This window comes from Tritonibacter sp. SIMBA_163 (genome assembly GCF_046535935.1).
Taxonomy (GTDB): domain Bacteria; phylum Pseudomonadota; class Alphaproteobacteria; order Rhodobacterales; family Rhodobacteraceae; genus Epibacterium; species Epibacterium scottomollicae.
Genome location: NZ_JAWJBP010000801.1, coordinates 1 through 256, shown reverse-complemented (window position 1 = coordinate 256; position 256 = coordinate 1). Strand labels below are relative to the sequence as shown.

The window sequence follows — 256 nt, the reverse complement described above, 5'->3', positions numbered from 1 at the left end:
TCCGCCATGGCCAGCATGGCGGGTGCTTGTGCGCGCAAAGAGAGTGTCCGGTGGAATTCGAGATTGGTTCTAATGTAGCCCACCGCAGCGCGTTTGGAGATGGTCTCAGCCACCGTGCCGTTGATGGTCTGCAGCCTGTCGAGCAGCGCCATATGAGCGCGGGGCAGGGCGCGAGAGGCCAATTCGGCTTCGATCAGCGCCCGCAGTGCCGCCAGTTCCTCGATTCGGTCATTTGAAAGCTCCGGAGTCGAAACCC

At 61.7% G+C, this 256-nt stretch carries 1 protein-coding gene; it reads right to left on the bottom strand.

Features of this window, described 5'->3' with window-relative positions:
- Nucleotides 1-256: FCD domain-containing protein (locus R0J92_RS24540; RefSeq protein WP_411053604.1), on the bottom strand; the 256-nt coding region annotated here is incomplete at both ends.